This window comes from Streptomyces sp. NPDC020807 (assembly GCF_040641575.1).
In the GTDB taxonomy this organism is placed as follows: Bacteria; Actinomycetota; Actinomycetes; order Streptomycetales; family Streptomycetaceae; genus Streptomyces.
In genome coordinates this window covers 38632-63305 of record NZ_JBFADU010000019.1, presented here as the reverse complement: position 1 = coordinate 63305, position 24674 = coordinate 38632, and the positions used below count along the sequence as shown (strand labels likewise).

The window sequence follows — 24674 nt, the reverse complement described above, 5'->3', positions numbered from 1 at the left end:
GCGGCGCTCGGGTGTTCCCGGGTGCTTCCGGAAGCGCGCGTCTACGGGAAGAGCTCGTCCTGCGCCGCGTCGCGGGCGCGCAGGAGGGCGCCGCGCAGGACGGCCGCGTCGCCGAGGGCGGTGGCCCGGACCTCGGCGCGCAGCGGCGAGAGCCGCGCGAGCCCGGTCTCCACCCGGGAGGCCAGACCGGGGCCGCCCCGGTGCCCGGTCTCCCCGCCGAGCACCACGCAGCCGGGATCGAGTACGGAGACGACGGCGGCGGCACCGATCGCGAGGCGCTCCGCCAGCGCGTCGAGGAAGACGTCCGCCCCGCCGCCGGGGGCGGACGCACCGGGGGACAGCGCCGTGGCCGGGTCGAGGCCGTGGGTGGCGGCGAGGGTGTCGACGGCGGCCGCGCAGGCCAGTTCGTGGAAGCCGCCGTCGCAGCTCGTGCCCGACGGCAGGCCCGAGGTGCCGGGGACGGGCAGGAAGCCGATCTCGCCCGCTCCGCCGGAGGCCCCGCGCCTGACCCGGCCGCCGAGGACGACGGCGGCGCCGACGCCCTGGCCGAGCCAGAGGAGCACGAAGTCCTCGCGGTCGCGGGCCGCGCCCTCGCGGAGTTCGGCCGTGGCGGCGAGGTTGGTCTCGTTCTCGACGAGCACGCGGGCGGGCAGCCGTTCCTGGAGGACGGCGACGAGCCGCCGGTGCCAGGCCGGCAGCCCGGTGGAGTCGCGGAGTTCCCCGGTGGCGGGGTCGATCAGGCCGGGCGCGCCCACGGCCACGGTGTGGAGCCGGTCGACACCGGCCTCCTTCGCGGTGCGCTCCAGGAGCGTGACCGCCTTCTCGACGGCGGGTCCGGTGGCGCTGTCGCCGCCGACCGGAACGGACGCCTCGGCGAGCGTGGTGCCGAGGAGGTCGGCGACGACGACGGAGACCGAGTCGGTGCGCACGTCGAGCGCCGCGAGGTGGGCGCGCTCGGCGACGATCCCGTACAGCTTGGCGTTGGGGCCACGGCGCTCCGCGCCCGACTCCCCCACGACGTGGACGAGGCCGGACTCCCGGAGTCGCTCGACGAGGTCGGCGACGGTCGGCCGGGAGAGTCCGGTGAGGGTCTTGAGCTGAGCGGCCGTCAACGGGCCCTCGTCCTGGAGCAGTCGCAGGGCGAGCCGGTCGTTGATGGCCCGCGCGGTGCTCGGGGATGCGGCCATACGGGGATCCTCTCAGACGCGGTGCTGCCGGGAATCCCTCCCGCTATCTATTTATCAGGAAGGGTCCCTGATAGTTTACGGCGCATCGACTCCGCACTCCGCACAGGGAGGGACCATGACGGCCGAGCCCGTCTTCGCCACCGATCGCCTGCGACGGGCGCGCTTCGCCGTCGCCGCCGTCTTCTGCGTCCACGGCGCGGTGACCGGCAGCTTCGCGACCCGCATCCCCTGGATCCAGGAGCACGCGGGCGTCAGCGCCGGTCAGCTCGGTCTCGCCCTCGCCTTCCCCGCGCTCGGAGCCTCCCTCGCGATGCCGCTGGCCGGGGCGGTCTCCCACCGCCTCGGCGCGCGCACCGCGCTGCGCGTCCTGCTGGCCCTGTGGACCCTCTCGCTCGCGCTCCCCTCGCTCGCCCCGAACGTCTGGGGCCTGTGCGGGGTCCTCTTCGTGTACGGGGCGACCGCCGGCATGTCCGACGTGGCGATGAACGCGCTGGGCGTCGAGACCGAGACCCGGCTCGGGAAGTCCATCATGTCGAGCCTGCACGGCATGTGGAGCGTGGGCGCGCTGCTCGGCTCCGCCACCGGCACGCTCGCCGCCCACCTCGGCGGCGACGCCCGGGCCCACCACCTGATCGCCGCCGTCGCGCTCACCGCGCTGGGCCTGGTCTTCTGCCAGGGCGTCCTCGACGTGCAGAGCGCGCCGGACGGGGAGGCGCCGCCGCGCTTCTCGCTGCCGCCGAAGTCCGCGCTGGTCATCGGCGCCATCGGCTTCTGCGCCGTCTTCGCCGAGGGCGCCAGCCTCGACTGGTCGGCCGTCTACCTCCGCGACGAGCTGAGTGCCTCGGCCGGGACCGCCGCCGCCTCCACGACCGCCTTCGCCCTGACGATGGCGGTGGCCCGGCTGGCCGGCGACCGGGTCGTGGACCGCTTCGGGGCGGTCCGTACGGTACGGGCCGGGGGCGCAGTCGCCACCCTCGGCGGCCTCATGGTCGTCCTCGCCCCGCACCCCGCCGTGGCGATGGCCGGTTTCGGTCTGATCGGACTCGGCATCGCCGTCGTCGTCCCGCTCGCCTTCGCCGCCGCCGCGCGCAGCGGTCCGAACCCGAGCCAGGCCATCGCGGGCGTAGCCACGATCACGTACACCTCGGGCCTCATCGCGCCCTCGGCGATCGGCGGCATCGCCGACGCGACCTCGCTGGTCTTCTCCTTCTGCCTGGTCACGCTGCTCGCCCTGGGGCTCGTGGCCGGCGCCGGCGTGCTGCGGACCGGGTCGCGCGGGGCCACAGCGAAGGCCGACGGGGCGGGGGCCGCGCCGGCGAGGAGCGCGGGGCCGGTCGCGTAGGAGCTCGGGGCCGGTCGCGTCGGAGCACGGGGCCGGAGCCTCGGCCGTGAAGCGGTACCGGCAGGTCATCACGCATAGCATGTGGCTGGACTTTTGCGGTCACGCCCTCGCGAGCGGTCGGCCGCCGGAACCTCGGAACGGGAGCGACCTCATGAACCTCGGCGTGCGCTGGACCCTGCACGGCGACGGAAGAACACCGGCTCCCGGGGCCGTCGTCCGGCCGGACGAACGGCTCTCCTGGCCCCGTACCGTCGGCCTCGGCGCCCAGCACGTCGTCGCCATGTTCGGCGCGTCGTTCGTCGCCCCGGTCCTCATGGGCCTGGACCCGAACCTCGCGATCATGATGTCCGGTGTCGCCACCGCGATCTTCCTGCTCGCGACCCGCGGCACCGTCCCGTCGTACCTGGGCTGCTCGCTCTCCTTCGTCGGCGTCGCCGCAGCCATCCGCGCCTCGGGCGGCACCAGCGCCACCGTGACCGGCGCGGTGCTCGTCGTCGGCGCGGTGCTCTTCCTCGCGGGTCTCGCGGTGCGGAAGTTCGGCGCGCGGATCATCCACGCGGCGATGCCCCCGGTCGTGACCGGCGCCGTCGTCATGCTGATCGGCTTCAACCTCGCCCCGGTCACCGCGTCCACCTACTGGCCGCAGGACCAGTGGACGGCGCTGCTCGTCATGCTGTTCACCGGTCTGGCCGTGGTCTGCCTGCGCGGTTTCTGGTCCCGCATCGCGATCTTCCTCGGCCTCCTCTTCGGCTACGGCATCTCCTGGGTCTTCGACCTCGTCTTCGGCAAGATCCACTCGATGTCCCCGAGCGGCCAGGTCACCGACCACTGGCGGCTCGACCTCTCCGGCGTCGGGAAGGCCGACTGGATCGGCCTTCCCTCCTTCCACGGCCCGAGCTTCGAGTGGTCCGCGGTCCTCGTCGCCCTGCCCGTCGTCATCGCCCTCATCGCCGAGAACGCCGGTCACGTCAAGGCCGTCGGCGAGATGACCGGCGACAACCTGGACGACAAGCTGGGCACCGCGATCGCCGCCGACGGCGCCGCCTCGATGCTGTCGACCGCCGTGGGCGGCCCGCCGAACACCACGTACTCCGAGAACATCGGCGTCATGGCCGCCACCCGGGTCTACTCCACCGCCGCCTACTGGGCCGCCGCCGGCTTCGCGCTCCTCTTCGGCCTCTGCCCGAAGTTCGGCGCGGTCGTCGCCGCGATCCCCGGTGGTGTCCTCGGCGGCATCACCGTCATCCTGTACGGCATGATCGGCCTCCTCGGCGCCCAGATCTGGATCAACGCCGAGGTCGACCTGCGCAACCCGCTCAACCTGGTCCCGGCCGCCGCCGGCATCATCATCGGCGTCGGCGGCGTGAAGCTGACCTTCACCGACACCTTCGAGCTCGGCGGCATCGCGCTCGGCACGATCGTCGTCATCACCGGCTACCACGTGCTGCGGGCCTTCGCCCCGGCCCACCTCAAGGAGCAGGAGCCCCTCCTGGACTCCGGCACCAGCTCGTACGAGAAGAGCGACGGCGACGCGTCGAAGAACTGACTGATTCGCCCGATCCGGGGAAGCCGGGCCGGAGGTGTTCCCCCGACGGCCCGGCGGCTGGAAACGTGCCACCCATGGCACAGACCCCCGTGGCGCAGACCCAGCAGATCAGGCAGCAGCAGGCCGGAGAACTCGGGCCGTTCGTGGCCGTCGACCCCGTCGTGGACCGGATGCGGGCCCTGCGGGGCACCTGGCACCCGGCCGACGGGGTCGGCGTCTTCAACCGGGTCTACCTGACCGTCACCGAGGAGATCGGCCACGCCATCGAGGCGGGCACCTTCGCCGACCGGCGGGCCGCCGCGACCCTCGACGTACGGTTCGCCCAGCGCTATCTGGCGGCGGTGGACGCCGTCGCCACCGGGGCCCCGCCGCCCGCCTGCTGGCGGCCCCTGTTCCAGTACCGCAGCCATCCGGGCGTCCGCCCGCTCCAGTTCGCGCTGGCCGGGATCAACGCCCACGTCGGCCACGACCTGGCGCTCGCCGTGGTCGACACCTGCCGGACCCTGGAGTGCGCCCCCGGCGACCTGGAGGACGAGTTCGACCGGGTCGGGGACATCCTGGTGCTCCTGGAGGAGCGGATCCGGGAGGAACTGACTCCGGGCCCGGACCTCCTGGAGATCGCGGACCCGCTGACGCACCTGCTCGGCGCGTGGAGCCTGGACCGGGCCCGCGACGGGGCCTGGCTCGCCGCGCGCTCGCTCTGGCAGCTGCGCGGCCTGCCCGAGCTGGCCGGGGAGTTCACGGAACGCCTCGACCGCTCGGTGGGCCTGGTGGGTCGGATGCTGCTCACGCCCCTGACCAGGCCCTGATCCGTGAGGGGATCGCCCCGTGAGGGGATCAGTCCTCCGGCAGCTCGACCGGGGCGATCTCGTCGTACACGTCGCCCGGACCCGGGTTGGTGGCGTCGGTCGCGCCGCCGAAGTGGTGCATCACGCCCCACACCGCGTTGAGCGCCGTCTGCACCGCGCCCTCGGCCCAGCCGGCCGTCCAGGAGATGTCGTCGCCCGCGAGGAAGATGCCCCGCTTGTCCTCGGGCAGCCGGTCCTGCATGAAGTGCGTGAACAGGCGGCGCTGGTAGCGGTAGTGGCCCGGCAGGTTCGCCTTGAAGGCGCCCATGAAGTAGGGCTCGTTCTCCCACGAGACCGTCACCGGGTTGCCGATGATGTGCTTGCGGATGTCGACCTTCGGGTAGATCTCGCCGAGCGACTTCAGCATGACCTCCATCCGCTCGTTCGCGGAGAGCGGCAGCCACTTCAGGCTGTCGTCGCACCACGTGTACGAGAGGCAGATCGTCGCCGGCTTGTCCGGGCCGTCGTCCAGGAGGTACGTGCCGCGGGTCATCCGGTCGGTCAGCGTCATCGACATGACGTCACGGCCGGTCTCCTCGTCCTTGTCCAGCCAGAACGGCCGGTCGACCGGGACGAACAGCTTCGAGGACTCCATGTAGTGGGTCCGCTCGATCGCCGTCCAGTGGTCGATCGGGAAGAGCGAGTCGTCGCAGGCGATCTTGGAGAGCAGCATCCAGGACTGGGCGGTGAAGATCGCCGCCTGGTACGTGCGGATGTCGCCGGAGGCGTCGGTGACCGTGATGCGGTTCCCGGCGGTCCGGTTCAGGCGGGTGACGGCCGGCTTCGGCGCGCCCCCGTGCAGGGAGCTGAGCGAGGTGCCCTGCGCCCAGTGGACGATCTTCTCCGGCTCGCGCTCCCACAGGCGCAGCGGCAGCTGCTGGGAACCGCCGACGATGCCGCGGTGGTGGTCGTCGGCCTCGGTGTAGACGACGCGGAGGATCTCCAGGATGGAGTTGGGGAAGTCGGTGTCCCAGCCGCCCGTGCCGAAGCCGACCTGGCCGAAGATCTCGCGGTGCCGGAAGGACTTGAAGGACTCGGACTCGCAGAGGTAGCCGTAGAAGGTCTGGTTGTCGAGCTTCTCGACGAGCTTGGCCCAGATCTCGCGGATGCGCGGGACGTCGCGCTCGCGCATGGCCTGGTTCATGTCGGAGAAGTCCGCGCCCTCCTCCAGGCAGGCGTTCCACGCGTTCATCACGTCGCGGTAGACCTGCGGGAGGTCGTCGACGGTGGTGGCGTAGTGCGCCTCGCCCTTGAGGTCGACGACGGTCGATGGGGTCGACTCGGCGAGCGGGTTGGGGAACGGCGTGGTCTCCAGGCCGACGAGGTCGATGTAGTGCTGGAGCGCGGTCGAGGAGGGCGGGAAGCGCATCGCGCCCATCTCGGCGGTGAGGCCCTCGGTGCCCGTGCCCTCGAAACCGACGGTCCGCAGGCGGCCGCCGATCTGGTCGGCCTCGTAGACGACGGGCTTGAGGCCCATCTTCATGAGCTCGTACGCGGCGATGACGCCGGACAGGCCGCCGCCGATGACCGCGACCTCGGTGCCGTGCGCGGTGGCCGGGACCTGGCCGAGGCCGGCCGGGTGGGCCAGGAAGTCGTCGTAGGCGTACGGGAAGTCCGGACCGAACATGGTGATCGGCGGCTGGCCGTCGCTGTGCGGAACGGCGGTCGTGGGCACCGTGGACGTCATGGGGTACGGACTCCTTGCACGGAAAAAAGATGTGGCAGGTCGGGAGGGCTGGGGGCGGCTCAGACGAGGGGGCCGTAGAGGCCCGGGCGCCGGTCGCGGAGGTAGGGGTTCTCGGCGCGCGAGGCCGCCAGGAGGTCGGGGTCGGCGTCGCCGAAGACGAGCTCCTCGCCGCGGCCGGCCCGGGCCCGGGCGGTGCCGTCGGGACCGGCGAGGGCGGAGAGGCCGACGAACTCGAAGTCGCCCTCGGGCCCGGTGCGGTTGGCGTACGCGATGTACAGCTGGTTCTCGAAGGCGCGGACCGGCACCACGGACAGGGGCACGACCTCGGCGGGGTGCATGAGCGCGGTCGGCACGAGGAGGAGGTCGGTGCCGGCCAGCGCGTGCGCCCGTACGTTCTCCGGGAACTCGACGTCGTAGCAGATCATCATGCCGACGGTCAGTCCGCCGAGCTCGGCCTGGACGACGGCCTCGTCGCCGGGGGTGAACCAGGCGGACTCGAAGCCGCCGAAGAGGTGGGTCTTGCGGTACCGGACGAGCGAGGTGCCGTCGGCGTCGAAGAGCTGCGCCGCATTGTAGAGGACCCCGTGGGCCTCGGTGTCCCGCTCCGGGTAGCCGTAGCCGACGGCGAGGCCGTGGCGCACGGCGATCGCGGCGACGGCGCGGGCGGACGGGCCGTCCGCCGGCTCGGCGAGGCGCGCCATGGCGTCGCCGATCGCGTACCCCGTGAGGAAGAGCTCGGGGGCGAGCAGCACGTCCGCTCCGGCGGCCGCGGCGCGGCCGGCGGCCTCGTCGAGGATCTTGAGGTTGGCGGCCACGTCACCGAGCTCGCCGGAGCTCTGGAGCAGGGCGGTGCGCAGCGCGGGCATGGGCGATCCTCGGGGGGTGGGAAACGGGGAGGGAGACCTCAAAAACGGTACGGTTCCGGGCTCGCCGGGGACAAGGCTGGACCGTTGTGCACCGACCGTCGAACCGTTGCGCGATCGGACGGGCGTGCGGCGATTCGTTGCGTACGGCTCCGACCACGGTCGCGGGGCCCCTCCCCCGCGCGGCGGAGGGGGACCGTCCCCGGGCCCGACGACCGGGAGCGGCGGTCCCGGAAGAGTGGTGGGCGTCCGGGAGAACACCGGACGACCTGCCGAAGGGACCGGAAGACCATGACCCACCGCATCAGCCCCCGCATGAGCCGCCGCACGAAGACCGTCGCCGTCGCCGCGGCCGTCCTGCTGACCCTCGGCGCCGGGGGCGTGGCCGTCGCCACGGGCGACGAGAACCCCGTACCGGCGCCGGCCGCGGCGGTGGAGGCCGCCGCCCTCACCGGCGCCGCGAAGCTGTACCGCCCGGCCGGCGACGACATCACCTTCTCCTTCGACGCGCACCTGGCGGAGCAGGACCGGCAGGATCCGATGAAGGCGACCGGTACGTTCCGCTTCAGCCACTACAAGGGCGACTGGGGCGGCTACGCGAAGGTGCGGGTCGACTGCCTCACGACGGGCGGCAAGGTGGCCGTGGTCTCGGGCGTCGTCGTGGAGACCGACGTGAAGCAGTTCGAGAAGGCGCGGGTGGGCGTCACGGTCCACGACGTCGAGGGCGGCCCCGACCGGCTCGGCTACACGTGGATGACGGCCGACCCGAAGAAGGACAAGGTGCAGCCGTGCCTCAGCGGCGCCCCCTTCGAGAAGGTGAAGGAGGGCTCCGGGGACTTCCGGGTCACGCCGTGGGAGTTCGTCTACCCGACGGAGTAGGACCGGGTCAGGCGGGCGAGCCCGAGGAGAAGCGCCGCAGCAGCGGCGAGAGCACCAGGACGGACTTGGTGCGCTCCACGAAGGGCTCGCCCGCGATCCGCTCCAGGACGCGCTCGAAGTGGCGCATGTCGGAGGCGAAGACCTGGACGACGGCGTCCGCGTCACCGGTGACGGTCGACGCGGACACCACCTCGGGGTACCGCTCCAGACCCCGCCGGATGTCCTCCGGCGAGGTGTTGTGGCGGCAGTAGATCTCGACGAAGCCCTCGGTCTCCCAGCCGAGCGCCGCCGGGTCCACCCGTACGGTGAAGCCGGTGATGGCGCCGTCGGCCCTGAGCCGGTCCACGCGCCGCTTCACGGCGGGCGCGGAGAGTCCGACGAGCGAGCCGATGTCGGCGTAGCTGCGGCGGGCGTCCTCCGCGAGGGCGTGGACGATGCGTTCGTCGAGGTCGTTGAGTCGCACTACGGGTGGATCACTTCTCTGTCGCTGCGGGGACCGCTTCCGGTGCCTCGGTGGCCAGGCGGGAGCGGCGCATGCCGTACAAGAAGTAGAACACGAGCCCGGCGGCCATCCAGCAACCGAAGACCACCCAGGTGACGGCGTCGAGGCTGAACATGTTGTACGCGCAGAAGACGAAGCCGAGGACCGGGAAGACCGGGCCGAAGAGGACCTTGAAGGTGCGCGGCATGTCGGGGCGGGTGTAGCGGAGCACGACGACGGCGACGTTGACGAGGGCGAAGGCGAAGAGGGTGCCGATGCTGGTGGCGTCGACGAGCTTGCCCAGCGGGATGACCGAGGCGAGGGCGGCGCAGAAGAGGGAGACGACGACCGTGTTCACGCGCGGGGTGCCGGTCTTGGCGCTGACCTTGCCGAAGACCTTGGGCACGAGGCCGTCGCGGGACATCGCGAAGAGGATGCGGGTCTGGCCGTAGAGCACGGTCAGGACGACGCTGGCGATGGAGATGACGGCGCCGGCGGCGAGCAGGGTGCCCCAGTGGGACTGGCCGGTGACGTCGTTCATGATCGCCGCGAGGGTGGCCTCGGAGCCGTCGAAGTCCTTCCAGTGCCAGGCGCCGACGGCGACCGCGGCGACGAGGACGTACAGCGCGGTGACGATGACCAGCGAGAGCATGATGGCCCGGGGCAGGTCGCGCTTGGGGTTCTTGGCCTCCTCGCCGGCCGTGGAGGCGGCGTCGAAGCCGATGTACGAGAAGAAGAGCGTGGCGCTCGCGGCGCCGATGCCCGCCGTACCGAGCGGCATGAAGTCGTCGTAGTTGCCGGACTTGAAGCCGGTGAAGCCGATCGCGCAGAAGAGCACGAGCGCGGCGATCTTCACGGCCACCATGACCGTGTTGACGACGGCGGACTCACGGGCGCCGCCGAGCAGGAAGACCATGGCGAGCAGCACGACGATCAGGCCGGGCAGGTTGATGATGCCGCCCTCGCCGGGCGCGGAGGAGAGCACGTCGGGGATGGTGACGCCGATCGTGCCGTCGAGCAGCTCGTTGAGGTACTCGCCCCAGCCGACCGCCACGGCGGCGACGGAGACGCCGTACTCCAGGATCAGACACCAGCCGCAGACCCAGGCGAGGAGTTCGCCCATCGTTGCGTACGTGTACGAGTACGAGGACCCGGCGACCGGGATGGAGCCGGCCAGCTCGGCGTACGAGAGGGCCGAGAAGAGTGCCGTCAGACCGGCGATGACGAACGCGACCGTGACCGCGGGGCCCGCCTTCGGCACGGCGTCGCCGAGGACGACGAAGATGCCGGTGCCGAGCGTGGCGCCGATGCTGATCATGGTCAGCTGCCACATGGAGAGCGAGCGGCGAAGGCTGCCGCCCTCACCCTGCCCACCCTCGCTGACCAGGCGCTCCACCGGCTTGCGCCGGATCAGCGCGCCGAGGACGGAGGTCTTGGGGGCGGTCGTGTCGACGGCCGGTGGGGCTACGCCTTGGTCCAGCACTGCGGAGGCTCCTTATCGCTGCCTGTGAACGCGAGGACGACCGCGGCGGTACGCGGGCATGACGAATCGACCCGCGAAGGATGGGGAACCGCCGAGCAGGCGGTCGCCGCCACTCCTGGTACGAGGCATGAGCCTAAGGGTCGAAGCTTCGCAGTCGTAATGCAGTGTTGTTGCGCAGTACCAGTTGATCATTGCGCGCTTGGGGCGCAGACGGGGAAACATTGCGCTCCCCCGCATGAATCCACACATCAAGGGCATGGCCGAGTCCTTGCGCGTGCATTGACTCCTCCGCCCCCGTCGCCCACGCTGCGAGCCCTCGACATCCACGACCGGAGGAGGCCCCGGTGGGCTGGCTCGCCCCCGCACCCTTCCTGCGCGGCACGGCCTGGCTGGACGGGGACCGGCCGGTGCGGGCGGACCCGGACGACCTGGAGCGGCTGCCGTGGGACATCGCCGAGCGGGCCGCGCTGCCCATCGGCGTACGGATCGAGTTCACGGCGGAGCCCGGGACGCGGGCGGTGGAGCTGCGGTACCGTGCGGCCGTCCCGGCTCCGGGCGACCCGCTCGCCGCCCTGCGCCACGGCTTCGCGCTCTGGCAGGGCGCCCGGCTCGTCGGGGAGACCTTCGCCGTCCCGGCCGCCGAGGCCGTCGTCAGGCTCCCGCTGCCCCCGGAGGGCGGCGTCTTCGCCGTCCACCTCCCGGAGGGCCAGGCGCCCGTCCCGCTCGCCCTGCGGGCCGTCGACGGCCGGCTCTCCCCCGCCCCGGCCCGCCCGCGGTGGCTCGTCCACGGCGACTCCATCACCGAGGGCTGGTGGTCGACCCGCCCCGCGCACTCCTGGCCCGCCACGGCGGGGCGGATCCTCGGCGTGGATCCGGTCAATCTGGGATACGCGGGCGGGGCACGCGGCGAACTCCCGCTCGCCGAGCACCTGGCCCGGCTCCCCGGCGACCTCGTCACGCTCGCCTTCGGCACGAACTGCTGGTCGCGGGTGCCCGTCACCGCCGACTGGCTGTACGCGACGGTGCGGGCCTTCGTGGGCCTGGTCCGCCGGGGGCACCCGGACACGCCGCTCCTGATCGTCTCGCCGGTCCTGCGCCCGGAGGCCGAGCACACCCGCAACGCCCTAGGAGCCACGCTCACGGAGCTGCGCAGGGCCATGGAGCGCGCGGGCCGCGACCTGGCGGCGGAGGGCGACCGGCGGCTCCTGGTGCTGCCGGGGCGCTCCCTGCTGGGCCCCGAGCACCTGGCGGACGGCCTGCACCCGAACGACGGTGGCCACGCCCGGATCGCCGCGGCGGTCGCGGCGGCCCTGCGCCCGTACGTACCGGCCCCGCGAACGCCGTGGGCCCCCGGGAGGAGAACCTCCCGGGGGCCCACGGACGGACTGACTGACCTGACTGCGGCCGACTAGCTCCAGCTGGCGTGCAGCGGCTTGCCCTCGGCGTAACCGGCGGCGGACTGGATGCCGACCAGGGCCTTCTCCTCGAACTCGGCGAGCGAGCCGGCACCGGCGTAGGTGCAGGAGGAGCGGACGCCCGCGATGATCGAGTCGATCAGGTCCTCGACGCCCGGACGCTGCGGGTCGAGGAACATGCGCGAGGTGGAGATGCCCTCCTCGAACAGCGCCTTGCGGGCGCGGTCGTAGGAGGACTCGTCGCTCGTGCGGTTCTTGACCGCGCGGGCCGAGGCCATGCCGAAGGACTCCTTGTAGGCGCGGCCCTTCGCGTCGTGCTGAAGGTCGCCCGGGGACTCGTACGTCCCGGCGAACCACGAGCCGATCATGACGTTGGACGCGCCGGCGGCGAGCGCCATGGCGACGTCGCGCGGGTGCCGGACGCCACCGTCGGCCCAGACGTGCTTGCCGTACTTCTTCGCCTCGGCGGCGCACTCCAGGACGGCGGAGAACTGCGGCCGGCCGACGCCGGTCATCATGCGGGTGGTGCACATGGCGCCGGGGCCCACACCGACCTTGATGATGTCCGCGCCCGCCTCGATGAGGTCCTTGACGCCCTCGGCGGCGACGATGTTGCCCGCGACGATCGGGACCTGCGGGTCGAGCGCCCGGACGGTCCTGATCGCGGCGATCATCGACTCCTGGTGGCCGTGCGCGGTGTCGATGACGAGCGTGTCGACGCCCGCGTCGAGCAGCTGCTTGGCCTTGCCCGCGACGTCGCCGTTGATGCCGACGGCGGCGGCGATGCGGAGCATGCCGTTCTTGTCGACGGCCGGGCTGTAGAGGGTCGCGCGGAGCGCGCCCTTGCGGGTCAGGATGCCGACGAGCTTGCCGTCCCTGTCCACGGCCGGGGCGTAGCGGCGGTTGGCGGCGTCGAGCGTGTTGAACGCCTCGCGCGGCTCGATGTCGGCGTCCAGGAGCAGCAGGTCCTTGGACATGACCTCGGAGAGCTGCGTGAAGCGGTCCACGCCGGAGAGGTCGGCGTCGGTGACGACGCCCACCGGGCGGTGGTTCTCGTCGACGACGACGCCGGCGTTGTGCGCGCGCTTCGGCAGCAGGGAGAGCGCGTCGGCGACGGTCTGGTGGGGAGCCAGGACGATCGGGGTGTCGAGCACGTGGTGACGGCTCTTGACCCAGGAGATGACGTCGGTGACGACGTCGATCGGGATGTCCTGGGGGATGACGACCAGGCCGCCGCGGCGGGCGACGGTCTCGGCCATGCGACGGCCGGCGATGGCGGTCATGTTCGCGACGACCAGCGGGATCGTCGTCCCGGTCCCGTCCGGCGAGGAGAGGTCCACCGCCTGGCGGGAACCGACGGCCGAGCGGCTCGGCACCATGAAGACATCGTCGTACGTCAGGTCGTAGGGCGGCTTGACGTCATTGAGGAAACGCACGTGCTGACATCCCAGTCGTTCGGATCGGCCCCTAGGCATTTCAGCCAGGGGAAAAAGCACGTAGTTCATTGTCCCACGGGACTACGCATACCAGCCCCGGGCGATTCATCCGAGCCTCGCGGCAGGTGGTTCGTCGGATCCTCCGAAGACTTCCCCCAGAGCGACGAGGACGGTGAGGCGGGCGGGGCTCCCGTCGACCGCCGAGGCGAAGACCTCCTGGGCGGTCGCCCACTCGTCGGGGCGCGTCTCGGCGTACTCCCGCCAGCCCGCGACGACGAGGGTGACGGGCTCGGGGAGGTCGGCGAGGCAGTCGGCGAGGGCGTCCCAGTTGCGGCCGAACCACTCCGGCAGGGCGAGGGCGGCGGCGCACCGCTCCATGAGGGCGGCCTTGCCGGTGACGCCGGTCAGGTCGAGGACCACGGGGTCGTCGAGTCTCATCGGCCGACCACCTCCCGGAAGCTCTCGTAGTGGTCGTCGGTGTAGTACCGCTCCCCCTCGCCGCCGGTGACGATCCGGCGGGCCCCGCGGTCGCGCGAGCCGGGGGTCTTCACGGTGTACTCGTGGTAGTAGCCGCGCTTCTCGCGCGGGAGGACCCGTTCGAAGTTCGAGAAGACGGTGCCGTCCTTGGCGTACGGGAAGGGGCCGCCGCGCGCGATGAGGTCGAGCGTCTTCCGGGCCTCGGCGGGCAGGTCGGCGGCGCGTACGGTGGGGAGGCCCGAGGTCCCGGTGGTGGCGGGGGCCGCGGCGGGACGCGAGGCGCCCGACGAGGGCCCTGCGGAGACCGCCTCGCCCGCCGACGAGCACCCGGCCAGGAAGACGGCCGCGAGGACGGCGAGGACGAGCGCGAGGAGCACGCGGAAGGGCCGGAGCAACATGTCCCGAACATACCGTTACGGGATGGCTCCGGCCCCTGGACGACTCCGCGGGCGGCCGTCAGTTGCCGTCGGGGTCCTTGCGCTCCAGGGCCGGGTGCGTGCCGGGGCGCGACTCGGTGAGCAGGTAGTCCGCGGCGGCGCGGTCGGTGACCAGGCTGGTGACGAGTCCGGAGCGGAGCACCGCGCCGATCGCCGCCGCCTTGCGCTGGCCGCCGGCGATCGCCACGACCTCGGGGATGCGGCGGAGCCGGTCCGCCTCGACGGTGATGCAGCGCTCGCCGAGGTCGCGGCCGACCCGGCGGCCGTCGGCGTCGAAGAGGTGCGCGGACATCTCGGCGGCGACGCCGAGCGAGGCGTAGTGGGCGCGCTCGGTGTCGGAGAGCATGTCGTGGACGGTGGAGATGCCCGGCTCCCAGGAGCCGATGGAGACGCAGGCGACCGTCACCTTGTCGAAGTACTCGAAGGCCCGCGCGATGCCGGTCTGGTTGCGCAGCGCCGCCGCGGTCGCCGGGTCCGGGAGCAGCATGGGCGCGTAGATGGGGTGGGCCTCGCCGCCGGAGACCTGGGCGGCGCGCCGGACCGCCTCGACGGAGCCGCGCTCGGCGGTCCCGGCGTCGTACACGCCGGTGAGCTGCACGACCGTGCACGGGGGCAGCCGGTCGAGGGCCGCCGCCATGTGGATGGTGGAGCGGCCCCAGGCCAGGCCGAGGACGTCGCCCTCGGTCACCAGCTCGCCGAGCAGGTCGGCCGCGACCTCGCCGAGGTTCTCCGGGTCGGGCGACTCGTCGTCGCCCTCCGCCGGGGATTCGACGACGACGGCGTGGCGGAGGCCGTAGCGGGCGCGGAGCGCGTCGGAGCGCTCGGCGTCCAGCTCGGCCGGCACACGGATCTCGATGCGGACGAGGTCGCGCTCCAGCGCGGTCTCCAGGACCCGGGCCACTTTGAAGCGGCTCACGCCGAACTCCTCGGCGATCTGGATCTTGGACTTGCCCTCCAGGTAGAAGCGGCGCGCCATGGCCGCCGCCTGCACCAGCTCCGCGGGGCCCATCCGCAGGGCTGACCGTCCCGCCGACATACCCGCCACCGCGATCTCCTCACTGCTGTTCACGTACCGCTGTTCGGATACGGCTGTCGTTCACACTCTGGACTCACCGTTCATCCTGTCAGAAACGGCGGGTCTTGATCAGTCCTGTCGGCGGGCCGACGGACCGCGTTCATCCGGCGGAGGCTCGTCGGAGGCTCAGTGGCCACACGCCCACGGGGCCGAGGCCGTCGCGGCCTCGGCGCGGGCGCGGAGGCTCGCCACGGCCGCCGCCGGGTCGGCCGCGCCGTAGACCGCGGAGCCCGCGACGAAGACGTCGGCGCCGGCCTCGGCGCAGCGCTCGATCGTGGATTCCGCGACCCCGCCATCGACCTGGAGCCACAGCTCCAGACCGTGCTTGGCGATCAGCTCACGGGTGCGGCGGATCTTGGGGAGCATGATGTCGAGGAACGCCTGGCCGCCGAAGCCCGGCTCGACCGTCATGATCAGCAGCATGTCGAGCTCGGGGAGCAGGTCCTCGTACGGCTCGATCGGCGTGGCCGGCTTGAGCGCCATCGAGGCGCGCGCGCCCTTGGCCCGGATCTCCCGCGCGAGCCGCACGGGCGCGGCGGCGGCCTCCGCGTGGAAGGTGACCGAGCCTGCGCCGGCCTCGACGTACTGGGGGGCCCAGCGGTCGGGGTCCTCGATCATCAGATGGCAGTCGAGCGGCGTCGAGGTCGCCCGCGCGAGCGACTCCACGATCGGCACGCCCAGCGTCAGGTTGGGGACGAAGTGGTTGTCCATCACGTCGACGTGCAGCCAGTCCGCGCCCTCGACGGCCTTCGCCTCATCGGCGAGCCGGGCGAAGTCCGCGGACAGGATGCTGGGGTTGATCTGCGCCATGTGCCAAGCCTCCCACGTTCTTGGTTACTTCTTTGCCGCTGAGCGGTTTCGGGTCCGGTCCAGACCATTTTCGGTACGAAGCGACGAGGACCGGACCGGGACGAACCTGGTGATTACGGTCGGGTGTTGCTCAGGCGGTACGGCGGATCAGCGCCAGGTACATGGCGTCCGTACCGTGCAGATGCGGCCACAGCTGGACGTCCGGCCCGTCGCCGAGCGCCGGGACGCCGGGGAGCAGCGGGCGGGCGTCGATCAGTTCGGCTCCGCCGACCTTCTTCAGGACGTCGTCGACGACGACCCGCGTCTCGGCGAGGTGCGGCGAGCAGGTCGCGTACCCGACGACACCGCCGACGCGGACGGCGCTCAGCGCCTCGGTCAGCAGCGCGCGCTGGAGCGGGGCGAAGCCGTCGAGGTCGTCGGGACGGCGGCGCCAGCGGGCCTCGGGGCGGCGGCGCAGGGCGCCGAGGCCCGAGCAGGGCACGTCCATGAGGACCCGGTCGAAGGTGCCGGGGCGCCACGGCGGGCGGGTGCCGTCGGCGGCGATGACCTGGTAGGGGCCGGGGTTGCCGGCGAGGGCGCGCTCGACGAGGCGGGCGCGGTGCGGCTGCTTCTCGGAGGCGAGCAGCGCGGCGCCGCGCTCGGCGGCGAGGGCGGCGAGGAGCGCGGCCTTGCCGCCGGGCCCGGCACAGCCGTCGAGCCACCGGGCGTCGGTGCCCTCGACCGGGGCGTTGGCGAGCGCGATCGCGACGAGCTGGCTGCCCTCGTCCTGGACGCCGGCCCGGCCCTCCTTCACGGCCTCGATGGCACCGGGCTCGCCGCCCTCGGCCATCCTGAGGGCGTACGGGGACCAGCGGCCCGGCAGCGTCTCGGTGGCCGCGGCGAGCTCCTCCGTGGTGGAGCGGCCGGGACGGGCGACGAGGGTGACCTCGGGCCGCTCGTTGTCGGCCTCCAGGAGGTCCTCGATGCCCGCGCGACCGCCGCCGAGGGCGTCCCACAGGGCCGAGACGACCCAGCGCGGGTGCGAGTGCACGACGGCGAGGTGGTCCTCGGCGTCCTCGTCGTACGGCGGGGCGACCTGCGCGACCCAGGCGTCGAGGTCCTGCTGCGAGATCTTCCGCAGCACGGCGTTCACGAACTTGGCCCGCCCGTCGCCGAGGACGACCCGGGCCAGCTCGACGCTGGCGGAGACGGCGGCGTGGGTGGGGATGCGGGTCCCGAGCAGCTGGTGCGCGCCGAGCGCGAGCACGTCGAGCACGGGCGGGTCGACCTCGCGCAGCGGCCGGTCGATGCAGGCCGAGATGATCGCGTCGTACGTCCCCTGGCGCCGCAGCGTCCCGTAGACGAGCTCGGTCGCGAGCGCCGCGTCCCGCCCGTCGAAATCGCCCTTCTCACGCGCCTTCCGCAGCAGCGGCGGCAGCACCAGGTTCGCGTACGCGTCCCGCTCGTCCACCGCCCGCAACGCCTCGAACGCCAGCATCCGGACGGGGTCCTTCTGGGGCCGCCGGTAGGGCTTGGGGGGACGGCGACGTGCCTGCTCGCTCAAAGGTGCTCCGCGTGACGAAATGACGAGGTCGAACCCTCTCAGCCTACGTCCTCCCGGCAGTGCGCCCCGCTGGGCCCCGCACCCGGGGTGCCTACGCCCCCAGCCGCTCCCCCGCCCCGATGCGGACCCCGCGGGCCCAGTCGGCGGCCTTCATGGGCTTCTTGCCCTGGGGCTGGACCCAGAGGAGTTCGACGGCGTACGAGCCCGTGCCCGCGTAGACGTTGTTCTTGCCGACCGACAGCTCGCCGGGGGCCAGGTCCGTGCGGTCCGGGAGGGGGGTGACCTGGATGAGCTTCAGGCGCTCGCCGCGGAAGAGGGTCCAGGCGCCGGGGGCCGGGGTGCAGCCGCGGACGACGCGGTCGACGCGGAGCGCGGGGGCCGCGAAGTCGACGTGCGCGTCCTCGACCTGGATCTTGGGCGCGAGGGTGACGCCCTCGACGGGCTGCGGTACGGCCTGGAGGGTGCCGTCCTCGATGCCGTCCATGGTCGCGGCGAGCAGCCCCGCGCCCGCGAACGCGAGCCGGGTCAGCAGGTCGCCGCTGGTGTCCGTGGGGCGGACGTCCTCGGTGACGACCCCGTAGACCGGGCCCGAGTCGAGGCCCTCCTCGATGAGGAACGTCGACGCGCCCGTCACCTGGTCCCCCGCCATCAGCGAGTGCTGCACCGGCGCCGCGCCGCGCCACGCGGGCAGCAGCGAGAAGTGCAGGTTGACCCAGCCGCGGGCGGGGACGTCGAGCGCGACCTTGGGAAGCAGCGCGCCGTACGCGACGACCGGGCAGCAGTCCGGGGCGATCTCCCGCAGCCGGGCCAGGAACTCCTCGTCGCGCGGCTTCGCCGGCTTCAGGATCTCGATCCCGGCCTCCTCGGCCCGCTGGGCCACGGGGCTGGCGACGAGCCGCCGCCCGCGTCCCGCCGGGGCGTCCGGCCGGGTGACGACGGCGGCCACCTCGTGCCGACCGGAGGCGAGCAGGGCGTCCAGGGCGGGTACGGCGACCTCGGGGGTGCCTGCGAAGACGAGCTTCATGGGTGACGACTGCCTGTCTGTCCGGGGCGATTGCGGGCGACGCACCAGTCTAGGCGGGAGTGACGCAGGGGGCGTACGGGAGGACGAGCGCCCCGCGCATATGCGTGTACGCCCCCGCAGCGTGACCCAACTCCCGGTGGCGCGTTGGTCAAGAGAGATTGACCGAATCGGGTCGCCGTTCCCCCCTCCGCGACCCGCCCCCTTCCACGCCGGTTCGAGAGGCTTTCACATGGCCGACCACGCAACCCACGACGCCCAAGCCCGGGCGAGCCTGCACCTGTTGGTGCGGGACATCGAGCGGGTCCGGCGGCAGGTGGACGCACTGCGCACGCTCACGGCCCAGCTGGGCAATGTCTACCGCCCCCGCCGCTCCGGCCCCTCCACGGGCTTCGTCGTCTACGGACGCGCCCCCGCCCCGACCGTACGTCTCGCCCAGGAGCTGCGGGACAGCGTCGAGACCCTGGTGACCGCCGCGGTCGACTTCGACCGCTCGCTCGGCTTCTCGTGGGACGCCGTCGGCTCCGCGCTCGGCGTCACCAAGCAGGCCGTCCACCGCCGCTACGGTTCCCGGCGCGTGCCCCAGCCGGGCATGGCCGTGGACCAGGACCACGCACCGGAGCCGGGCGTGACCCGCACGCTGCCGTCCGTCCCCGCCGCCCGTTCGATGCCGCCGCAGCCCACCTCCGGCAGCGCGACCCTCCGCGAGGAACCCCGTCCCTCCGCCTTCCCCAGCCCGCGCAACGGCTGACCCGCCGCACCCCGACGGCCGCCCGCCCCCGGACCCCCCGGGGCGGGCGGCCGTCCCGCGTGGTTCAGCCGATGTCCGGCGGATCGACCCGGATCCGCACCTGGTCGCCGCCCCCGCCCCGCGCGAGACCCGCGGCCCTCGCCTGCTTGAGGGCCGCCGCCAGGGCCGACCCGCTCCCCGGCGGCACCCGGACCAGGGCCCGGTCCCACTGCTCGCCCGGCGGCGGGTCTCCCGGGCGGCGCGGGCCGCCGGGACGGACCACCGGCAGCGGTACGGGTCCCAGGATCTCCGCGTCACCGGGGAGCGCGGCCCCGGCGAGGAAGCCCTCCACGGCCTCCGGCGCCCCGGTCACCGCCGCCATCCGGGAGACCGGCGGGAACCCCAGCTCGGCCCGCTCGGCCAGCTCCCGCTGCGCGTGGCCCACCGGGTCCCAGCGGACGAGCGCCTGGACCGGCCGGAGCGTCGGCTCGGCCACCACGACGACGACACCGCCCTCGGCCTGGCCCCGGACCAGGGAGGCCGCGTCGATCCAGCGCCGCAGCGCCTCCTCGCCCGCCCGCAGGTCGGGGCGGCCGAGCATCGCCCAGCCGTCGAGGAGCAGCGCCGCCGCGTATCCGCCCTCGGCGACGGGTTCGGCGCCGGGCGTGGAGACGACGAGCGCGGGCCGTCCGGGCACGCTGTCCAGGACGTGGTCGCGTCCGGAGGTCCGCACGGGCACGGCGGGGAACGCCCGCCCCAGCTCCTCCGCCGTCCGGCGTGCGCCGACGATCTGGGCCCGCAGCCGGTTCGAGCCGCACTCCACGCAGTGCCAGTCCGGAGCACCCTTCCCGCACCAGCCGCACCGCAGCTCCTGCTGTTCGGGCGCTTCGAGGGGCCCTGCGCAGTGCCGGCAGCGGGCGGGCGTGCGGCAGCGCTCGCAGGCCAGCCTCGGCACGTACCCCCGGCGGGGCACCTGGACGAGGACCGGGCCGGTCCTGAGGCCCTCGCGCACGGCCTGCCAGGCGAGCGAGGGCAGCCGGGCCGCCCGCGCGGCCTCGTCGCGGGCGAGCTCGCCGTCCCCGACGGTACGGACCAGGGGCGCGGCCCTGCGGACCTGCTCGCGGCCCGCGCCGAGCGCCTTGGCCCAGCCGGACTCGACGAGCTGCGCGGCCTCGACGGTGCAGCTGGTCGAGCCGAGGAGGAAGGCGCAGCGGTCGTGGGAGGCGCGCAGGAGCAGCACCTCACGGGCGTGCGGCTGGGGCGCGTGGGGCTCGCTGTGGCTGCCGTCGCCGTCGTCCCAGATGGCGACGAGCCCGAGGTCCCGCACGGGCGCGAACATCGCCGCCCGGGTGCCGACGACGGCCCGCACGGAGCCGCGCCGGACGGCGAGCCACTGCGCGTACCGCTTCTCGGGTCCCGCGTCGGCGGTGAGCAGCGCGTGCCGCCCCGGGCCGAGGACCTCGGTCAGCGCCGCGTCGACCCGCCCGGCAGCCCGCCCGTCGGGGACGACGACGAGGGCGCCCCGGCCGGAGGCGAGGGTCGCGGCGACGGCCCGGGCGATCTCCTCGGCCCAGTACGGCCCCGGCAGCGCGTTCCACACGGCCCGGGGCGCGCCGCCGCGCGCGAGGGAGTCGAGGAACGCGGTCCCCCGCTCGTACCGCGACCAGCTCCCCGGCTCCGGGGGCCGCGGCGGCGGCAGCGGCGCGGGCGAGGGACGGCCCTCGGCCTTGGCGCTGCGCGGCGGCACGGCGAGCTGGAGGACGTCGGCGAGGCTTCCCGCGTACCGGTCGGCGACGGCCCGGGCCAGGCCGAGCAGCTCGGGGCCGAGGACCGGCTCGGGCGAGACGACGTCGGCGAGCGCGGCGAGCGGCCCCGAGTAGTCGGAGGTGGCCCGCCGCTCGACGAGGAAGCCGTCGATGAGCCGGCCTCCCTCGCGGCGACCGCCCCGCACCTGGTGCGCGCCCGCGCCGAAGCGGACCCGGACCCGGACCCCGGGGCGGGCGACCCCGTCGAGCTCCTCGGGGACCGCGTAGTCGAAGAACTGGTCGAGGTGGAGCGCGCCCTTGTTCACCACGACCCGGGCGACGGGCAGCTCCTTGGCCAGGGCGGCCCCGCGCCAGGTCCGCGGCTTGGCGCGCGGCACCTTCGCCTTCCGGACGGTCTCCCGGATGAGCGCGAGCTGCTCGGGCCCGTCCCCGCTCTCGGCATGCTCCTTCTCGCTGCTCACAGCCCCATAACTACCAGACGCCACCGACAGCCGGGCGTGCGGAAAGCCGGGAGCCCGGCACCCCGAGGGGTGCCGGGCTCCCGTCCGTACGGGTGCGACCGGGTCTTACAGACCGGCGGCCTTCTTGAGCGCGTCCACGCGGTCCGTGCGCTCCCAGGTGAAGTCCGGCAGCTCGCGGCCGAAGTGGCCGTAGGCGGCGGTCTGGGAGTAGATCGGGCGGAGCAGGTCGAGGTCGCGGATGATCGCGGCCGGGCGGAGGTCGAAGACCTCGCCGATGGCGTTCTCGATCTTCTCGGTCTCGACCGTGTTCGTACCGAAGGTCTCGACGAACAGGCCCACGGGCTCGGCCTTGCCGATCGCGTAGGCGACCTGGACCTCGCAGCGCGAGGCGAGGCCCGCGGCGACGACGTTCTTCGCGACCCAGCGCATGGCGTAGGCGGCGGAGCGGTCGACCTTGGACGGGTCCTTGCCGGAGAACGCGCCGCCACCGTGACGGGCCATGCCGCCGTAGGTGTCGATGATGATCTTGCGGCCGGTGAGGCCGGCGTCGCCCATCGGGCCGCCGATCTCGAAGCGGCCGGTCGGGTTCACCAGGAGGCGGTAGCCCTCGGTGTCCAGCTTGATGCCGTCCTCGACGAGCTGCTTGAGCACGTGCTCGACGACGAACTCACGGATGTCGGGAGCGAGCAGCGACTCGAGGTCGATGTCCGAGGCGTGCTGCGAGGAGACGACGACGGTGTCGAGGCGGACGGCCTTGTCGCCGTCGTACTCGATGGTGACCTGGGTCTTGCCGTCGGGGCGCAGGTAGGGGATGGTCCCGTTCTTGCGCACCTCGGTCAGGCGGCGCGAGAGACGGTGCGCGATGTGGATCGGCAGCGGCATCAGCTCGGGCGTCTCGTTCGACGCGTAGCCGAACATCAGGCCCTGGTCGCCGGCGCCCTGCTTGTCGAGCTCGTCCTCGTCGCCCTCGACACGCTGCTCGTACGCCGTGTCGACACCCTGGGCGATGTCCGGGGACTGCGACCCGATGGACACCGACACGCCGCAGGAGGCGCCGTCGAAGCCCTTCTTCGAGGAGTCGTAACCGATCTCGAGGATCTTGTTCCGGACGAGGGTGGGGATGTCCGCCCACGCCTTCGTGGTCACCTCACCGGCGACGTGCACGAGGCCGGTGGTGATCAGCGTCTCGACGGCGACGCGCGAGGTGGGGTCCTCGCGCAGCAGTGCGTCGAGGATGGTGTCGCTGATCTGGTCAGCGATCTTGTCGGGGTGTCCCTCGGTGACGGATTCCGAGGTGAACAGACGACGGGACACAACGCTCCCTGTGGTTGCAGCGGCTGCTGGCTATCTTCTCGGACCGACGCAGGGAGCTGCGCCCCGCGACGTTCCACGAACAGTCTATCGGTCACGGTCGGCCAATGGACCAGGTGTCTCGCCAGGTGAATGGTCGGAAGCGCGCGGAATCGGCCTCAGACGGGGCGGAACCGTGCGTTCGGGTGGGGCGTAAATCACTCGACAGTCGGCGATTCCCCCTCGCCTGGTCGACATCGAGCCAAGCTCACGCCCCGCCCCGGGCCCGGAGGTCCGCTCAGTCGGCCGCGCGCAGCCGCGGCAGGACCAGGTCCCAGACCGTCTCGGCGAGCGCTTCCTTCGGACCGTACGGCACAGGGGTCTCGGCGCCGTCCGAGGCGAGGATCACGGCCTCGTTCTCCTCGGATCCGAAGGTCTTCCGCTCCCCCACCTCGTTGACGACGAGGAGGTCGCAGCCCTTGCGGGCCAGCTTCTGCCGCCCGTTGGCGAGGACGTCGTCGGTCTCGGCCGCGAAGCCGACGACCACCTGTCCGGGCAGGGCGCGCTCCGCGGAGATCTCCGCGAGGATGTCGGGGTTCCGGACGAGCTCGACGGTCGGCGCGCCCCCGTCGTCCTTCTTCTTGATCTTCCCGGTGGCGTAGGCGGCGGGCCGGAAGTCGGCGACGGCCGCGGCCATGACCACCGCGTCGGCGTCCGCGGCCGCCTTCAGGACGGCCTCGCGGAGCTGGAGCGCGGTGCCGACGTGGACGACGTCGACGCCGGCCGGGTCGGCGATGCCGGTGTTGGCCTCGATGAGCGTGACCCGGGCGCCGCGCGCGGCGGCGGCCCCGGCGAGGGCGTACCCCTGCTTGCCGGAGGAGCGGTTGCCCAGGTAGCGGACGGGGTCGAGCGGCTCGCGGGTGCCGCCCGCGCTCACCACGACGTGGCGTCCGGCGAGGTCGGGGGCGATGACGCCGCGGGCCAGGATCCTGCGGCAGACCGCGAAGATCTCGCCGGGGTCGGGCAGCCGGCCCTTGCCGGTGTCGACACCGGTGAGGCGGCCGACGGCCGGCTCGATGACGACGGCGCCGCGGCGGCGCAGGGTGGCCACGTTCTCCTGGGTCGCCGGGTGCTCCCACATCTCGGTGTGCATGGCGGGGGCGAAGACGACCGGACAGCGCGCGGTGAGCAGCGTGTTGGTCAGCAGGTCGTCGGCGAGGCCGTGGGCGGCCTTGGCGAGCATGTCGGCGGTGGCGGGGGCGACGACGACGAGGTCGGCGGCCTGGCCGATGCGGACGTGCGGGACCTCGTGGACCGAGTCCCAGACCTCGGTGGAGACCGGGTTGCCGGAGAGCGCGGACCAGGTGGCCGCGCCGACGAAGTGGAGGGCGGAGTCGGTGGGCACGACGCGGACGTCGTGGCCGGACTCGGTGAACCGGCGCAGCAGCTCGCACGCCTTGTAGGCGGCGATCCCGCCGCTGACACCCAGAACGACCTTCGGTTCGGTCACCACTGCCACTCCCCGCACTCGGATGCGTACGACTCCATGAGACACCACAGGCCCGGCGGATGTTCCGCCGGGCCTGTGGTGGCAATCATGACAAGCGATGCGCGCTTACTGGGCCGGGCCCTCGATGGCCTCGGACGTCAGCAGACCCGCGTTGATCTCGCGCAGGGCGATCGAGAGCGGCTTCTCGTGGACGTGGGTGTCGACCAGCGGACCCACGTACTCCAGCAGGCCCTCGCCGAGCTGGGAGTAGTACGCGTTGATCTGACGCGCGCGCTTGGCAGCGTAGATCACGAGGCTGTACTTCGAGTCCGTGGCCTCGAGCAGCTCGTCGATCGGCGGGTTGATGATGCCCTCGGGCGCGGTCATGGAAGAGGACACGCTCTACCT

The 24674-nt window shown here is 73.1% G+C and carries 22 protein-coding genes; 6 read left to right on the top strand and 16 right to left on the bottom strand.

What is annotated here, in order from left to right; all coding sequences use genetic code 11:
- Positions 1-41: 41 nt before the first annotated feature.
- The gene (locus AB0G79_RS24615) at positions 42-1187 is read right to left on the bottom strand and encodes an ROK family transcriptional regulator (protein ID WP_360809905.1); all 1146 of its coding nucleotides are present in this window, start codon (positions 1185-1187) and stop codon (positions 42-44) included.
- Between the two features lie 115 nt (positions 1188-1302).
- Between AB0G79_RS24615 and AB0G79_RS24610 the strand changes: the two genes are divergently transcribed.
- The 3 genes from AB0G79_RS24610 to AB0G79_RS24600 all read left to right on the top strand — a co-directional run bounded on the left by AB0G79_RS24610 (position 1303) and on the right by AB0G79_RS24600 (position 4884).
- The gene (locus tag AB0G79_RS24610) at positions 1303-2529 is read left to right on the top strand and encodes an MFS transporter (RefSeq protein ID WP_360809903.1); all 1227 of its coding nucleotides are present in this window, start codon (positions 1303-1305) and stop codon (positions 2527-2529) included.
- Between the two features lie 151 nt (positions 2530-2680).
- Entirely contained in the window at positions 2681-4075 is a 1395-nt protein-coding gene (locus AB0G79_RS24605; protein WP_360809901.1) for a solute carrier family 23 protein, read from the top strand.
- A 74-nt stretch (positions 4076-4149) separates the two neighbouring features.
- Entirely contained in the window at positions 4150-4884 is a 735-nt protein-coding gene (locus AB0G79_RS24600) for a DUF5995 family protein (protein ID WP_360809899.1), read from the top strand.
- Positions 4885-4912: 28 nt separating this feature from the next.
- On the opposite strand, the gene AB0G79_RS24595 is transcribed toward AB0G79_RS24600, so the two are convergent.
- Both AB0G79_RS24595 and AB0G79_RS24590 read right to left on the bottom strand, forming a co-directional pair.
- Positions 4913-6610 (bottom strand): NAD(P)/FAD-dependent oxidoreductase, encoded by a 1698-nt coding sequence (locus tag AB0G79_RS24595; protein WP_360809897.1) that lies wholly within the window; start codon positions 6608-6610, stop codon positions 4913-4915.
- A 59-nt stretch (positions 6611-6669) separates the two neighbouring features.
- A complete protein-coding gene (locus AB0G79_RS24590; protein ID WP_360809895.1) occupies positions 6670-7476 on the bottom strand; it encodes a carbon-nitrogen hydrolase family protein in 807 nt (268 codons plus the stop codon).
- A 312-nt stretch (positions 7477-7788) separates the two neighbouring features.
- Between AB0G79_RS24590 and AB0G79_RS24585 the strand changes: the two genes are divergently transcribed.
- Positions 7789-8352, top strand: a complete 564-nt coding sequence (locus AB0G79_RS24585) for a Repetin (protein ID WP_360810025.1) — start codon at positions 7789-7791, stop codon at positions 8350-8352.
- Positions 8353-8359: 7 nt separating this feature from the next.
- On the opposite strand, the gene AB0G79_RS24580 is transcribed toward AB0G79_RS24585, so the two are convergent.
- Together AB0G79_RS24580 and AB0G79_RS24575 are read right to left on the bottom strand one after the other, a co-directional pair.
- Positions 8360-8815 (bottom strand): Lrp/AsnC family transcriptional regulator, encoded by a 456-nt coding sequence (locus AB0G79_RS24580; protein ID WP_360809893.1) that lies wholly within the window; start codon positions 8813-8815, stop codon positions 8360-8362.
- Between the two features lie 10 nt (positions 8816-8825).
- Positions 8826-10316 (bottom strand): amino acid permease, encoded by a 1491-nt coding sequence (locus tag AB0G79_RS24575; protein ID WP_360809891.1) that lies wholly within the window; start codon positions 10314-10316, stop codon positions 8826-8828.
- A gap of 344 nt (positions 10317-10660) precedes the next feature.
- Between AB0G79_RS24575 and AB0G79_RS24570 the strand changes: the two genes are divergently transcribed.
- On the top strand, positions 10661-11728 hold the full coding sequence (locus AB0G79_RS24570; protein ID WP_360809889.1) for a GDSL-type esterase/lipase family protein: 1068 nt from the start codon (positions 10661-10663) through the stop codon (positions 11726-11728).
- Here the strand turns inward: AB0G79_RS24570 and AB0G79_RS24565 are convergent.
- The 7 genes from AB0G79_RS24565 to fmt form a co-directional block, all read right to left on the bottom strand.
- The gene (locus AB0G79_RS24565) at positions 11725-13167 is read right to left on the bottom strand and encodes a GuaB1 family IMP dehydrogenase-related protein (RefSeq protein WP_360809887.1); all 1443 of its coding nucleotides are present in this window, start codon (positions 13165-13167) and stop codon (positions 11725-11727) included. The genes AB0G79_RS24570 and AB0G79_RS24565 overlap by 4 nt on opposite strands.
- Before the next feature lie 105 nt (positions 13168-13272).
- A complete protein-coding gene (locus AB0G79_RS24560; protein ID WP_360809885.1) occupies positions 13273-13605 on the bottom strand; it encodes a barstar family protein in 333 nt (110 codons plus the stop codon).
- Entirely contained in the window at positions 13602-14042 is a 441-nt protein-coding gene (locus tag AB0G79_RS24555; protein ID WP_360809883.1) for a ribonuclease domain-containing protein, read from the bottom strand. The genes AB0G79_RS24560 and AB0G79_RS24555 overlap by 4 nt, the downstream gene beginning before the upstream one ends.
- Positions 14043-14100: 58 nt before the next feature.
- The gene (locus AB0G79_RS24550; protein ID WP_360810023.1) at positions 14101-15117 is read right to left on the bottom strand and encodes a sugar-binding domain-containing protein; all 1017 of its coding nucleotides are present in this window, start codon (positions 15115-15117) and stop codon (positions 14101-14103) included.
- A gap of 165 nt (positions 15118-15282) precedes the next feature.
- Positions 15283-15966, bottom strand: coding sequence for a ribulose-phosphate 3-epimerase (rpe, locus tag AB0G79_RS24545; protein ID WP_360809881.1), 684 nt, complete (start codon positions 15964-15966; stop codon positions 15283-15285).
- A gap of 130 nt (positions 15967-16096) precedes the next feature.
- On the bottom strand, positions 16097-17509 hold the full coding sequence (locus AB0G79_RS24540) for a transcription antitermination factor NusB (RefSeq protein ID WP_360809879.1): 1413 nt from the start codon (positions 17507-17509) through the stop codon (positions 16097-16099).
- Between the two features lie 91 nt (positions 17510-17600).
- Positions 17601-18533, bottom strand: a complete 933-nt coding sequence (gene fmt, locus AB0G79_RS24535) for a methionyl-tRNA formyltransferase (RefSeq protein ID WP_360809877.1) — start codon at positions 18531-18533, stop codon at positions 17601-17603.
- Between the two features lie 229 nt (positions 18534-18762).
- On the opposite strand from fmt, the gene AB0G79_RS24530 reads away from it, so the two are divergent.
- A complete protein-coding gene (locus tag AB0G79_RS24530) occupies positions 18763-19281 on the top strand; it encodes a hypothetical protein (protein WP_360809875.1) in 519 nt (172 codons plus the stop codon).
- Positions 19282-19345: 64 nt separating this feature from the next.
- On the opposite strand, the gene AB0G79_RS24525 is transcribed toward AB0G79_RS24530, so the two are convergent.
- The 4 genes from AB0G79_RS24525 to rpoZ all read right to left on the bottom strand — a co-directional run bounded on the left by AB0G79_RS24525 (position 19346) and on the right by rpoZ (position 24665).
- Positions 19346-21487 (bottom strand): primosomal protein N', encoded by a 2142-nt coding sequence (locus AB0G79_RS24525; RefSeq protein ID WP_360809873.1) that lies wholly within the window; start codon positions 21485-21487, stop codon positions 19346-19348.
- Positions 21488-21592: 105 nt separating this feature from the next.
- On the bottom strand, positions 21593-22801 hold the full coding sequence (metK, locus tag AB0G79_RS24520) for a methionine adenosyltransferase (RefSeq protein WP_360809871.1): 1209 nt from the start codon (positions 22799-22801) through the stop codon (positions 21593-21595).
- Between the two features lie 274 nt (positions 22802-23075).
- Positions 23076-24287, bottom strand: coding sequence for a bifunctional phosphopantothenoylcysteine decarboxylase/phosphopantothenate--cysteine ligase CoaBC (gene coaBC, locus AB0G79_RS24515; protein ID WP_360809869.1), 1212 nt, complete (start codon positions 24285-24287; stop codon positions 23076-23078).
- 105 nt (positions 24288-24392) lie between these two features.
- Positions 24393-24665 (bottom strand): DNA-directed RNA polymerase subunit omega, encoded by a 273-nt coding sequence (gene rpoZ, locus AB0G79_RS24510; protein WP_017242218.1) that lies wholly within the window; start codon positions 24663-24665, stop codon positions 24393-24395.
- Positions 24666-24674 lie beyond the last annotated feature (9 nt).

Coding starts and splice junctions, on each gene's coding strand:
- AB0G79_RS24615 (WP_360809905.1), bottom strand. CDS start 1,187: ATGGCCGCATCCCCGAGCACCGCGCGGGCCATCAACGACCGGCTCGCC.
- AB0G79_RS24610 (WP_360809903.1), top strand. CDS start 1,303: ATGACGGCCGAGCCCGTCTTCGCCACCGATCGCCTGCGACGGGCGCGC.
- AB0G79_RS24605 (WP_360809901.1), top strand. CDS start 2,681: ATGAACCTCGGCGTGCGCTGGACCCTGCACGGCGACGGAAGAACACCG.
- AB0G79_RS24600 (WP_360809899.1), top strand. CDS start 4,150: ATGGCACAGACCCCCGTGGCGCAGACCCAGCAGATCAGGCAGCAGCAG.
- AB0G79_RS24595 (WP_360809897.1), bottom strand. CDS start 6,610: ATGACGTCCACGGTGCCCACGACCGCCGTTCCGCACAGCGACGGCCAG.
- AB0G79_RS24590 (WP_360809895.1), bottom strand. CDS start 7,476: ATGCCCGCGCTGCGCACCGCCCTGCTCCAGAGCTCCGGCGAGCTCGGT.
- AB0G79_RS24585 (WP_360810025.1), top strand. CDS start 7,789: ATGAGCCGCCGCACGAAGACCGTCGCCGTCGCCGCGGCCGTCCTGCTG.
- AB0G79_RS24560 (WP_360809885.1), bottom strand. CDS start 13,605: ATGAGACTCGACGACCCCGTGGTCCTCGACCTGACCGGCGTCACCGGC.
- AB0G79_RS24555 (WP_360809883.1), bottom strand. CDS start 14,042: ATGTTGCTCCGGCCCTTCCGCGTGCTCCTCGCGCTCGTCCTCGCCGTC.
- AB0G79_RS24550 (WP_360810023.1), bottom strand. CDS start 15,117: ATGTCGGCGGGACGGTCAGCCCTGCGGATGGGCCCCGCGGAGCTGGTG.
- rpe (WP_360809881.1), bottom strand. CDS start 15,966: ATGGCGCAGATCAACCCCAGCATCCTGTCCGCGGACTTCGCCCGGCTC.
- fmt (WP_360809877.1), bottom strand. CDS start 18,533: ATGAAGCTCGTCTTCGCAGGCACCCCCGAGGTCGCCGTACCCGCCCTG.
- AB0G79_RS24530 (WP_360809875.1), top strand. CDS start 18,763: ATGGCCGACCACGCAACCCACGACGCCCAAGCCCGGGCGAGCCTGCAC.